Origin of the sequence: Rhodococcus gordoniae, assembly GCF_001646655.1 — a bacterium.
Classification (GTDB): domain Bacteria; phylum Actinomycetota; class Actinomycetes; order Mycobacteriales; family Mycobacteriaceae; genus Rhodococcus; species Rhodococcus gordoniae.
Genome location: NZ_LPZN01000011.1, coordinates 64,256 through 77,511, shown reverse-complemented (window position 1 = coordinate 77,511; position 13,256 = coordinate 64,256). Strand labels below are relative to the sequence as shown.

The window sequence follows — 13,256 nt, the reverse complement described above, 5'->3', positions numbered from 1 at the left end:
TGTCTCACACCCACACTCCCCGCTGCGCAAGAATCCACCGCACCGGATCCAGGCACCGGAACGGCGAAATGCCGTTGTGGTGCAGCCGATCCCCCACCGGCGACTCGCCGAGAGCCGACACAGCGAAGAATCTGCTGTTCAGCGTCACTCCGGTATGCGGCTGATCCACCGACATCACCATCGACTTCGCTTCCAGCTTGTCCAGCAGACTCCGGACCTCCTCGTGCAGGAGTTGCCCGTCCATTTCGTTGTACGGCGCGTACTGCAGGCTCGGGTCGCGGGAGAACGCTGCACCCGGTTGTCCCATGATCTCACTCCAGTCGCTGCCCTCCACGTTGTGAAGTGCTTGGAGTGCATCGAATTTGGACAACACCACGGCAAGATTCGGTGTGGAGTTCCCGATGATCGAGAAAACTGTGCGCAGCACCGAACGCGGGTCGCCGCCGACCCGCTCCTGCACCGGCACCAGGTCGTGCAGCTGCTGACGTACGGATTCGACCCGGAGCGGATCGAACATGAACACCACGCCGTCCGCCTGCGCGAAGAAGCGCATGTGCTGGACGTGGACGTTGTTCGGGTTCTCCAGGTCCTCCCCCGCCACGTCCCGCAGGATCAGGTACTGCCGGCGTCCGTTCCATACTCCGAGCGAGAAGATCAGCGGTTCACGCTGATACTGATTGCTCGTGTGCGCGGCTGGAGTCGGTTCGAGGATGCCGCGTTCTTCATAGAGCGGCTTCTCGTACAGCTCGCGGTACACCATCTCCGTCTCGGATGTCGCCGGCTCCACGACGCAGTTCAGTCGCTCGCCGAGCAGCTGGAGCGCCTTGACGAGAACCGCAATGTAGACGGTCTTTCCGGTGGCACGCGCTCCGGCCATGGCGATACAGGTGGTCTGCGCACCCCGAAGTCCGACAGGAAGCCGGTAGTGGCAGGTCGGGCATGCCTCGACAGCCGGCCCTCCGGCCTTCTCCTCCACCGTCTCGGCCTCGGGCGACCAGTCCTCCCCCGCTGCAGCCGGGCGGTCGAGGTACACAACTTTGCCCGACCGAACCGGCGTCCCTTGATGAGCAGTGGCGATCTGGTCCGGCTCCACCTCGGCGGGAGCAGTGGGCAACCAAGCAGTCCGGTCGGCCGGCAGTTCGGTGAAGCACCGTGGGCATTTCGTCATCAGAGGGCACCTTCCGTGTGCGTGCCGGCGGCCAGTCCCGCCACGAGCGACTTCACGGTGCGGAACAGATCCTGCGGATCGTCCAGCCACCCCCGACTCGCGTGCGTCTCGGTCGCGGTCGATACGACCGTGCCGCCCGGTTCGAGTTCGTTCCGCGAGTCCTCTCCGGCCTGCAGGATGATGGGACGCCGGCGCACCCCCTCGACCGGCACCGCGGTGTGATCCGCCGGCACGGCGTCGGTCACAGTGAAGACAAGGGTCGTTTCGGCGGGGTGTGACCGGTCGACGGTGGAAGACCGGAAACCGATACCCAGTCCGGCAGCGTCCAGAGCGCCCTGCACGGTGTCGGCAGCGCGTCGCAGTTCCTCGATCGGCAAGGCCGTGACCCTGTGTCCGATCAGGTTCACGTGCAGTTCCTCCCGGCGTCCGACGACAGCAGCGATGCCGGACAGAAGATCGACGACGTCGCGTACAGTGCCGTTCTCGATGAGGGGAAGCATCGACATTGTGGTGTCGATGTCGACCTCGACCCGAACCTGTCCGGACTCCGGCAACCGGTCCACACCCAGCACTCCTCGGGCCGCCGAGCGCGCTCGCGCACCGAGTTCGTTCAGCGGGACGTCGACTGCGGTCTTGCGCGCGCGGACGACGAGCCGATCATCTGCCGGAGTGATGGTGGCAAGTTCGACATGGTGCAGTCCCGACACGTCCAGGGGCGTGAGCTCGGCCCGGTCCGGGTCGACGACATTCGTCGTGTCCACTGCGACGATCGCCTGAAGCACCGTGCCCTGCGGGAATCCCGAGTCGTTCCCAGGGGTGGCAACCACGACGACATCCCTGTCGATCCGCGGCAACACCACGAAGCCGGGCTTCGGATGCAGCGCCGATGGTAGGTCCTGGCCGTCGGCGGTCGTCGCACGAACGACCACCGGAACGTCGAGCGCTGTGACGGTGACGGCGAGCGGTTGCCGAGGCAACTCCACTCGCCCTGCCCCGTCGAGTACGTAACCCGGCATCAGATCGATCCTCTCGGTCCGGAAATCACACGTTCGGCGTCCGCCAGCCGCTGGTCGAACCACCACACGACGAAGGCCTCGTAGGCTTCGCACACCCGGTCGGCGTCACGGCGACCACGCGCTCGTAGTTCAGTGCGGATCGTCGTCATCACAGCCCCGGGCCCTCTGAACCACGACGCGGGTAGCAGGCGCGTCACAACCTCGTCGAGCAGTCCCTGCCGGCCACCGTCGGACTCGATCACGAGCCGACTCAGCAACTCGGTCTGCGCCGACAGTCCACCCGCTCTCGGGGCTTTGGGCGAACTGAACACTGCATGCGCGAGCAGCCACTCGATTCCGACGACACCTGATTCGACGAGTTCGACAATCGACTCGACTGCATATCTCACTTCGGTTGCAACAGCGTCGACGAGTGCGTCCTGGTGTGCCGCCGGCAGATCGATTTCCGCCAACGGATCTCCATACGGTCGTGCAAGTGCTGCCAGGAGAAAGACGGCAAGCCGCGCGAGCACGTCACTCGGAAGGTCGGCTGCGTAGTGCCGGGCGTAATCGATGAGTACCGGTAGTCCGTCCTGCTGCCAGGCCCGATCGAACTCAGGCCCCCCGACGGTCGACCAACTCTCCTGCCAACGGATCGCGGCCCAACTCTCCGCAAGGGCATCGAGACGCCGATTCTCATGCCAGCGCCCCCTCAGCTCACCGCGACGTACTCGGATCAGGTGAGCGGCGACGGCTTCGACATCCGACGCCCATGCGTTGCACACGACAGCGTCCTGCAGATACCGCGGCGCGACCACCTGTGGGAACGTCTCGATTGCCTGACACCATTGAACGGCATTCCATTGCTGGGCTGCGACCACCTCATCCAGGCTGTCGACACTCGCAGCGCCGTCTTCGAGTTCGAAGAAGGCACGCCACAGCGCAACCGTCGCCAGATCGCTGCGAACACGTCCACCGTCGGCGGTGAGCCCGAAAACACCTTCGGCAACAAGGACACTCACCGGCGACGTCACGACAGAGCTGTCCGCCACGAGCTCGTCGAACGTCGGCCGCTCCCTCAGGCTGCTGGCGACCCATGCGAAGACCGAACGCTCCAAGCGGCGCCCCAGTGGTCGGGCGAGGAAGTCGGGATGCGTGACCACCGCCGGCTGCACGAAGTCGACACAGGTGGTCTCCTCCACCTCCCCGATTTCGGCGACCACCGCAGGTCCTATCTTCGGAGCGCACAGGACGGGCACGACCGCGAGTTCGAGAATCTCGAAAACGCGATCCTCACTGCGTGTGGTGAGAAGTCCTGCTCGCACCACCACATCGATCGTGCGTAGAGCGTCCACAGCCACGGCGAGGCGATCGCTTCCCACACCCACGTGGTGTCGGAGCCGGTCGATTGCGCGCTCTGCCGCGGTGACGAGTTCCGGTGCACGATCGCAGTGACCGAAGAGTTCGCGGCGCATCGGGTCGGCACTTGAGATCCATCCGACCTCGTCGAATGCGCGATGCGCAAAGACCACTGCAGCAAGAGTGCGCACCGCCGGTGCCAGGGTGTCGTCGCGTGACCAGCGATCGAGTCCTCGAGCCGCGTCCTCGGTGCTGTCGCCGAGGTTGTGTTCCACGATGTTGGCGATCAGTGCCGCCCATTCCGTACCTGCGACAGTCTCCGGACTGTGTTCCAACAGAATCGTCGTCGCTTCGTCGAGAGCGTCGTGGAGTTCGTCGTCCGACACCACGGCCATCGCCAACGGCCACATCGGTGAGAGACCGTCGTCGCCTACTTCCGCTGCGATCGCGTCCTGACGGGCAAGCGCACGTCGTGCTGGGTCTTCCTCCACCAAGACCGTCTGGGCGAGCAGCGACCAGGGAGTCACCAGCACGAGATCGCCGTTCTCGACACAGTGCGGTTCGCCGTCGAGTTCACCGAGATCGGGCGACTCGCCTTCTCCGAAGACGACGCATCCAGGTGTATCTCCGGGCAGGTCGTCGAGCGGCACGGCGATCAGGTGTGCGCCGCACGCGACAGCGTCGTCCACTGCGTGTAGCCGATCGAACGTCGACCACCCGAACCGCCGGCTCGTGCCGGGCGACATGAAGTGCGAGACCGAGGCGATCCACAGTGCTGCTCTGTGCGGATCCCGACAACCGAGAACCACCGGCGGCCCGCCTTCGAGCGTTCGTGCCACTGCATCCAGAAGAACGCTGAAGACACCCACGCGCCATGTGTCCGGATCGAGCAGGAAATCCAACACGGCGTCGCGGGAGACGAGATCACTCGGTTCCGGCTCGGTGGCACCGAGAGTTGCTGCGGCGACCTCGTCCGCACCGTAGGGCACGAGCCAACCCGACGAACCCCACCGCTCGATCGGACGACCATCGGTCGCCTCGCTACCGACACGATCGATGAGGCAGTGCGCGAAGACGTTTCCGGGTCGTCCCGTCGCATCCGCACCGGCCGGAACCGTGTGCCAGTACATACCGGTACGGCCCGCTCCGGGCGCGTACATCAACCGTCGTGGGCGATTGCGAAGCTCCTCCGCATTCGGGAAACGAGGGATCGGAGGTATCGCGTCGAATCGGGTCACGATCCCCGCTCGCAACCGTTCCTTCTCGTCCGCGTAGAGGTCGCCGGTGGTGTCCTTGACCTGCCAACCTCCAGCGGTCGCAGTACCCGGACGGTCGAAGGAGGTATAGGTGAGCTGGCCGAACCTCGGGCGTTCGGCATCGTGGGCACTCACGTCACTCCAGCGGATCGTCGATCGGACGCCGGTCGATCAGATCGAGGTTGATCTGCTCCACCGGCGGGTCGAGCAACGCGATGGTGCGCGCCTTCTCGGGTCGCACATCCGCGAACACGCGCACGAATCCCCGGGCGTCGCTCACGTCGACCAACCACGGCTGGGACCACTCGCGGCGCAGACCGTTCGGGTGGAAGCTCCGCGCTCCCGGTTGCGTACCACTGCCCCCGCGGACCTCGAGCGGTTGACCGTCCCGCGCGCTCAACGGCAGCCGCCTGAGATTGTGCACGATGAGGAAGGGTGGTGCGGTGGACAATTCGATCTCCGACGCCAACCGGATAGCCAGGACCAGGACTCCACCCGGAGCAGGCCGGGATTCGATCGTGTACTGGATTCGCAACAGTCCCGGATAGTCGACGGTGGACGGCTTACCGACGATGCGTTCGCCCGCCGTGTAAGCGATGGCGACGACATGCACGGCGCACCCCTGCTCGGGAAGTTGATCCCGCAGATGCAGCCCACCGTCCCGCTCGTACTGCGAACGGGAGATCTCCGCGACCGGTCGCTGCTCGATGGCATGTTCGGCAGGCACCTGCGCGGCGCTCACGTAGACCGACACCGACGCTGCCCCGTCCGGCCACGGAAAGGTCACCACCTGCTCAGCACACCGCTCGACGATGCGAACACCCTCGAGCGCCGGGAGCGGTCGCGTTGCGATGACGGTACGACCCACCTGCACCTGCCCGTCGAGAACGGTCACCGGAGTGAAGTAGGCACGCACCCACCCCCGCGGCCACGACACGTTGGCCATGCTGTGGCGGCCCTGCGAATCGATGACGACCGGGTGCACGAGCCGCGCGGACGCGGGAAGCCCACCGGAGACGTCCAGGGCGCTCGCTTCCAGGAGTTCCCGGTCGATGCCCGCCTTCGGCGCGGTCTCCGTGCGGTACATGACCACGCTGCCGATGTCCGGCGGAGTCCACCCGAGGTCGAAGTGGAGACCGTCCTCGTGTTCGTGCGTGGTGACCTGCAGATCGGTCACCGGTTCGAGTACGGCGGAAACGAGCACCTCGGCCTGCGCCGCCGGGGACAGACGCGTCTGACCGTCCACCTCGATCTCGCAGATCGCGCGGTACAGGTAGCGGTGACCACGCAGTGCATCACGGTCGACGAAGCCACCGAAGTTCGGCTGATCGGCGAGGATCCGGTAGCGCGGGTCGTTCGTGACGGGCGAGCGACCGTCGAGAGGGATGCGGAGAACCCGGACGCGGGAAACCCCCGGCCACACCGACCACTGGCCGATCACCGCACCGTCGTCCTCGATGACGACGAAATCCTGGACGGCACTGAGAACGTGTCCTTCGGCGATGAGCACCGGCTGACGCTCCGCGGCATCCCGCTCGTTGCTGCCGATGTGCGCCCACACCTGCAGATGGCGCACCGCTGCTGCCGCAGGTTCGATATCGACGATCATCGAGCCACGGGTGACGCCGACGAGTCGCCCTGCCTCGGGCTTGTAGGCCCGATGGGTCTCCCCCGACACCACTCGATACAGCACCGTCGTTCCGGACCGCCCGGGCAGCGGTGTCCATTCGACGCGGTGCCCACCTCGCGGTTCAGCGGTGATGGTGAGCGGACCGACCTCGTACTCCGACTCACCGTGCAGATACTCGCAGAAGTCCTCGGTTCCGAGGTCCACCAGGAATTCGCTGCCCGGAAGCGGCTCGACCGGTTCGACCACCGGTTCCGGCTCTGGCTCCCGCGTCGCGGAGGTCGTCTCGGACGGAGCGGTGTCGGTGCTCAGCGCGGTGGCCGACGTGAGCGCTTCGACGAGACCCTCGACGAGAGGCTTCGCGTGGCGCGGGAGCATCGACTCGATCTCGGCGACCGTGCGCCGATTCGTCCGGACGATCTGCTGCAGATGCGTGTCCTTGATCAGTCCCGGCCGCAGTCGACCCTTGTCGATCTCGGTCTGCCGCCACTCCTGCAGCGCTTCGATGACACCTTCCGACACGGAAATCCTCGCTCTCAGAAGTTGATGCCGTCGACGGCAGGCGCGATGTACGAAGTTCGACCCGAATTGTCGGCGGACGATTCCTCGCGTTGCGCGGGACGCAGATCGATATCGGGGATCTCGTGGATCTCCTCGGTCCGGACATGCTTCGACGTCGGTCGGGCGAGATCCTCGGCAGAGACACCCTCGGTGAACTGGGTGGTGACCGCGACGAGGCCGCAACCGACCCGTGTCCGTGAGTAGAGCTCACCGGATACAGCCGAGGCACCGCGCATCGTCGCGGTGTCGGTGAAGGCCGCGCGGTCGAGGAAGCCACCCTCGGTCGGCACTCCGACCCCGGCGAGGAAGTCGTCGATACCGGAGCGATGGACGGTGCCGTCGATGCGGTACTCGATGACGTCGAGAAGGTCACGAGCGAGTTCGGTGCGAGGACCGGTGAGTTCGCTCATCGCCCGCTGCCAGAGCACCGCCGCACCGGTGGACTGCACCCGGCCGCGGTAGAACATGAGCGACCACTCGTCGAGGGGAGAGCCCGACCCGGCACCGGCCTTGGTGGTCAGCAGGCTCGGGTCGCGGGTGATGTCGTGTGCTGACCCGCCGAGAGCCACACCGGCTCCTGCCGAGACCGTGTCCCACGGTTCGGTGAGCCATCCGACGGTGAACAGATCCTGCCGCAACTGATCGGCAACGCGAGCGATCTTGTCGTCGTCGGGGCTGCCGGACCCGATGGCACTGTGGCGCGGCAGACCCCAGTCGATCCGCCGGCGAGCAGTCAGGACGTGCTTCGGCACACCGAGGGGCCGGGCCAGGAAGGCGCCGAGCGCGCGGCTCCACGACAGGTACTGCCGGTAGGCACCGGTCAGAACCTCGATCTCGCGCAGAGCCGCACGAAGATTCACTCGGTCGGCCTCGTTGGCGGCGGTGATGGCTTCGCGACTCGCCAGCAGATCTTCGAGGTACTGCTGCGCCTTCTGGCAGATCAGCGTGACGGCGATGGCCCACCCGATGACACACAGCGCGATGATCGGGCCACCCGCCCACCAGGAGATGAACTCCTTCCACGCGAGGACACCTGCCAGCACACCCAGCACGAGCGCGATCAACGTTGCGATGCGCACGCGCCAGAACATCCGCCTCTGAACCTCGGCGCTCTCCTCCGCAGGGTCACGCAGGGCTTCGACACCCTTGATCCGTTCGAGCAGTGTTCCCGCTTCGGTGATGTCCGCGCTGAGCCGGCTGGTGAGAATGGAGCCGAAGGACACCGCGAAACTGTGGCGCCGCTTGGCGGCCCACGTCTGGATGGCTGCGCCGGTGCGTCGCGCATCGAGACCGATCACCGGATCCTGCTCGAGACCACGAAGTGTGGTGCGGAGCTCCTCGACACCGAGGATGTCGGGGGCCTCGGCCACGTGCAGCTGCGTCGTGGCGGAGACGACGCCGGGGATGTCGGTGAAGTCGTTATCAGGACCGGGCACGATGTCGGCGGCCGATCGCAGGACGGCACGATGCGCACCCACCTGGATCGGGGGCAGACCCGCCGATCGTTCACTGGCGTCGGCGAGTGTCAGCGCACCGCGGGCGTAGTCCCGCCACAGGGCCGACAGGTCGGGTGCTGCTACTTGCGGGGTGCCCTTCGCCTCGTCGAGTGCCGCGCCGAGCTGGCGCGAGGCCGATTCGTACTCGGTCCACGACACGCGTTGACCGTCGGCGTCGACACCACCCACGAGGACCCGGTATGCGCCGGGCGTCGATCCGAACAGTGCTCGCTGCGCGGCGGAGGCCACGGACGTCGAGGCTCGGTGGATCGCCCGCGTGATGAGGAGGGACGGAGCGTTCTTCAGCACCGCGAGAAGAAAACGTCCGGTCATCCGCACCGCGTCCATGAAGGTGATGGTGCGGACGTCCCGCTTCGGGGGCGCGCTCTTTCGCGGGCTGGTCAGCAAGTGTCCGTGCTTGACCCACACGGCGTGTGCCATCTGCCGGGTCGCTGCCGGAACATCATCGGCGTAGAGCACCGCGGTGCCCGCGTCGCGCGGAAGCGGGAGCTGTCCGTCGAACTCCAGCAGTTCGGAGTGCAACCGGTGTTCGGCGTGCGATGTATCGAGGCGGCGGTAGAAGGACCGCACCACGCGCAGCGAGTTGCCCGGAAGGACGGGAGCATCGTCGAACGGGGTGTGTTCGATATCCGTCCACAAGCCGGTGATGCCGGCGATCACCGGCGCGGCCTGGCGGCCCACATCCACCGGATCGTGCGTTACCGTCAGCGACTCGTGGCCCATGCCGGGTCCACGGGAGTCCTCCGGTGCGACGAGCAGGTTGTGCCAACCGGCCAGAGCAGGGGTCGCGGAAGCAGGCTGTTCATCGGCGGGGCGACGCAGCAGAACCCGCAGACGCACGCACCGCGCGCCTCCGGAGTTCGACGACAACAGCTCGGCGAGCATCGTCTCGGTGCCCAGACGTACGGGTACAGCGCCCGGCCCACTCGGCACCAGGACACACAGGCGAACCAGGTCGTAGTGACGCGAGGCCAAGACGTCCTGAAGCGTGACCGACCGGGAGATTCCTCGCTCGGTCTCCACGGCCGGGACCCGAGCTCCGGCTTCACCGATCTCGGAGTCGTCCACCCACACGAACGAACCCACGAGTTCCGCTGTCGAGAGGTCGCGCAGGACGTCCCGCACGCCGGCAGCCGGACCGACCGAGCCGACGAAGACCGTCAGAACGCTCTTGCTCTCCGTCGCCATCTCAGAACTGCCCCATGTCCGGGATCCGGAAGGTCTGCGCCGAGGTGGTCGCGGTACTCACGGTGGGAGTGACCGTGTCGACGTGCTCGGGCTGCTCGGCGCGAGTCTTGCATTCCTTGACCAAAGCGATGAGTTCGCCTGTCGCCCAGTACACATCGGCGGCGATGTCGCGGTAGATCGGGGTCTGGGACGCCTGCTCGCGCACCGTGATGGTCGAGAACACGCCTCCGCCGGGTGCTCCTTCCCGACCCGGTGCCAGGTAGTGCTGGCCGGTCAGATCGCGGACCTTCGTCAACCAGGCGATCGCGTTCTTCGCGCGCGCGTCGATCGAGACGCCCGCGCCGGTGTCGGCGACCTGGGACTGCCAACCGGTTCCCGTGTCGCCGGTGCGCAGCCAGTCGGTAAGCACGGACTTGGCCGACACCTCGAGGATGCCGCTGGCCGGCTTCTCCGCCGATGCGTCGTAGATCCCTCGCAACGCGCGGTAGGGAGCCATCGACGCCATGACAGGCGACTCGTGCGAGCGAGCCATCGCGATCAACACCGATTCCATGACGGCGGGAAGCCAGTCGTTGTTCGCGAGGAACCGTGCCGGCGGGGTGAGCAGCGGGTTCGGGAAGTCCACCCAACTCGACGTGGCACCGTCCCACACGCGGACCGGCTCGTCGTAGGGCTCGGAGGGCAGACGCAGTCGACCCGTCACCAGACCGAGGAACCACCCGGCGGTCATCGCGCGCCGCTCGCTCTCGTGCATCGGCAACGATGCGGCGAGCGGACGTGCACGACGCCACTGCCAGAACGCTTCCTGCTGCGCCGGAGTGGAATCCGCCCACTGCTTCGCGGCCGGAGCGAGCACGGAATCGTATGCCAGCGGGGAGTAGTTCGGATACGACCCGAAGATGTCGATGCGAGTGAGCTTGTCCTCCTCGGACAACAATCGGACGAACTCCGACCGGGTTTCGTGATCGATCATCGGGTTCTTCTGCAACACCTGCGACAGAGCATCCGCCACAGGGAGATTGAGGAACGGGATCGACGTGAACTTGTAGCGGTACTCGATCTGCTGACCGGGATGCAGCGCTTCGAGTGCCTGCTGGTTCACACTCGCCAGCGGCCGAGCGAGAGAGAGCGCCTCGACGAACTTGGAGCGGAGACGCTCGCGACGCTCGTCGAGTGCGTACTCGGGCACCGTGATGTCCTCGATGTACTCACGCAGGGAGACCCGGCAGAACCTGTCGAACGACTCCCCCGTCCTGGCCACGAATTGCCGTGCGCGTTCGAGCAGTTCGGCCGGTCGCACGTGCACGTCGAATCGCGCGGCGGAGGGCACGAGGGCTTCACGGGTACCGGGATCGAACGGGAAGGCACGGGTGCGCCACGCCGAGGTGCGTTCGAGCAGCGGGTGCTCCTCCCCCGGCGGCCGGCTGCCGTCGATGGTGGTCCAGATACCGGTGACCACCTCGGCGACCGCGCGATTGACGGCCTCCTCGAACGGCGGAGTGCCCAGGCCGTCCGATGCCACGGCGAGCGGAAGGTCGGACCGGTACTGATCCATGAAATCGGCCGACGGAGTGAGCATCACCTCGTTGTTGGCCTCGGCGAAACGCTTGGGGACGCGATCACTCTTGTCGGCCGGCCAGGCACCGTACTGGTCCGTGGCAAGGCGAGCGAGACCCACGTCGCTCGCCGGCTTGCTCCGCGCCTTGCGCAACGCCGTCTGAGACTCGTTGAGGGCGTCGAGCAGCGGCTTGAGGATTTCCGGCACGAGTGCGGCCGCGACCTCGGAAACCTTGCCGGACAACGACGCGTACAGCTGGCGGTAGACGTTGTTGCTGCAGCTGGAGATCACCCGCTCGAGGAGGTCGGCGTCGCTCTCGATGTTGCCCTTGAGCGCGGAGAGCATCTGCAGGGTGTCGGCGGACTGGACGGTGATGTCCTCGGGCGCATGGCGCGAGAGTTCCTCGGCACCGGCCCGGATCTGGTCCTTCACCAAAATCGACAGCCTGTTGACCACTGCCGTCGCGTAGGGCAGGCCGAGGTCGGCGACCGCCTTGGCGACCTGCTGCTCGATGCGCTGCGCCAGCCCTCGGTGCCACTGGAAGGCGTGACCGAGCGCGTGTTGCTCGGCCGAGGTCACCAGTGCCTGACGACGCGCCGCGAGTGCACGTCGGACCTCAGGAACCCACTGCGACGCGCTCAGGCCACTGCCGGACGGCAGATAGGCACGCAGCTCGGTTTCCACGATCTGACGTGCCATCCGCTGGGCTTCCGCCGACGGAAGAACGCTGTCGGTCAACCACGGTCCGACACCGACCTGCGCTCCAGCGGGATTGTTCTGCATGACCGGCAGTCCCATGTTCGTCAGCAGTGTCTGCCACTGGCTGTCGAGGATCGCATTGACCTGGTCCTCGTCGGAGGCGACGCTGGCCGCGTTGCGGTGGCCGTCGAGCAGGCGATCCACGGTGCTGCGCGCCAGTCGCTGAGCGGAGTACTCGGCGTAACGGTCGCGTCCCATGCTCAGGCTGGAGAACCCGTAGGTGCCCCACGGCAGGTTGTCCCACTGGCCGCCCCAGCCGATGTTCTCGCGCTGGCCGGACAGACCCGCACCGTTGGTCAGGTCGTATTGCACGAACTGGCGGGTCGCGGCGCCACTCATCATCATCCCGGCGAGACCACGTGCGAGACCGCGGTAGATCGCCTTCTGCGAGCCGTCACCGAAGGGTGCACCCTCGACACCCACGCGGCGACCGACGGGGAACACGCGGGCGAAGGGCACCTTCTCGCCTTCACCGGCCTGCTGACCGAGGGCCCGCAGGATCTCGACGTCGTGTTCGCGTGCGGAGCCGAGCTGGCCGGCGACGATCTCGCCGAGCATCGCGAGCGCGTTCGCGCGCACACCGGTCGTCGCGCTGCGACCGAGACCGTCGAAGATGTCGGGAGCCACCATGAACACGCCCATCAGGCGCGGGTCGAGCTTGGGGATGAGAGTGAGCAGTCGGCAGATGTCCAGGGCCATCGATGCGCCGGCACCACCGGCCATCGACGAGACGACCAGGACGATCGGCGACTCCTCCTGCTCGAAGCTTCCCCCGCCGGGGATCTTCATGGCAGACATCTCGGTCGCCGTCTGCACCGTGAACAGCTGGTCCCACGCTTGCTGCAGCGTGTCGCGGATGCCGCCGGCCTTGCTCAGGGTGATCATGCGACCGAGGGCCCGATACTGGCCGGCGCCCGAGCCGATCGGCACCGTCACCGCGGAGGGGTCACGGGGTGCCCAGGTCGCGATCTCGTGGAGGCTGTTCCGTGCGCCCAACTGGTTGCTCAGCGCGTTGTCAAGCACGGCATACGAGTCGCCCTGCGGACCGCTGCCGAAGTAGTAGCCGCCCTGGTCGCGTACGTTGCCCAGACCGTCGGGCCCGGCTTCGGGGGCGGTGGGCACGTCGACGCTGACGAACTGCCAACCGCCCGGGATCTTGTCGATGCCCACGGCGGCGAGATCGGACCGGAGCTGGTCCATCATGTACGCGAGGGTGACGGCACCGGATCCGCCGCAGCCAACTACCAGAAATCGCCTCATTGCGGTCC

Annotated in this window: 6 protein-coding genes; all 6 read right to left on the bottom strand. The window is 66.6% G+C overall.

The window, feature by feature from the left end:
- Nucleotides 1-4: 4 nt before the first annotated feature.
- From A8G18_RS06345 to A8G18_RS06320, 6 genes are read right to left on the bottom strand one after another with little or no spacing between them, the layout of a single operon-like run.
- Nucleotides 5-1,168: a TRAFAC clade GTPase domain-containing protein gene (locus tag A8G18_RS06345; RefSeq protein WP_064063190.1), complete on the bottom strand. Its 1,164-nt coding sequence runs from the start codon at nucleotides 1,166-1,168 to the stop codon at nucleotides 5-7.
- The gene (locus A8G18_RS06340) at nucleotides 1,168-2,184 is read right to left on the bottom strand and encodes a hypothetical protein (protein WP_064063189.1); all 1,017 of its coding nucleotides are present in this window, start codon (nucleotides 2,182-2,184) and stop codon (nucleotides 1,168-1,170) included. The genes A8G18_RS06345 and A8G18_RS06340 overlap by 1 nt, the downstream gene beginning before the upstream one ends.
- Nucleotides 2,184-4,913 (bottom strand): GAP1-N2 domain-containing protein, encoded by a 2,730-nt coding sequence (locus A8G18_RS06335; protein WP_064063188.1) that lies wholly within the window; start codon nucleotides 4,911-4,913, stop codon nucleotides 2,184-2,186. Before A8G18_RS06335 ends, A8G18_RS06340 begins: the two co-directional genes overlap by 1 nt.
- A gap of 1 nt (nucleotide 4,914) precedes the next feature.
- The gene (locus A8G18_RS06330; protein WP_064063187.1) at nucleotides 4,915-6,927 is read right to left on the bottom strand and encodes a SaeA-related protein; all 2,013 of its coding nucleotides are present in this window, start codon (nucleotides 6,925-6,927) and stop codon (nucleotides 4,915-4,917) included.
- A 14-nt stretch (nucleotides 6,928-6,941) separates the two neighbouring features.
- Nucleotides 6,942-9,671 carry a magnesium transporter gene (locus A8G18_RS06325; RefSeq protein WP_064063186.1) on the bottom strand — a complete coding sequence of 910 codons (2,730 nt, stop codon included), beginning with the start codon at nucleotides 9,669-9,671 and terminating at the stop codon, nucleotides 6,942-6,944.
- A gap of 1 nt (nucleotide 9,672) precedes the next feature.
- Entirely contained in the window at nucleotides 9,673-13,248 is a 3,576-nt protein-coding gene (locus tag A8G18_RS06320; protein WP_064063185.1) for a tubulin-like doman-containing protein, read from the bottom strand.
- Nucleotides 13,249-13,256 lie beyond the last annotated feature (8 nt).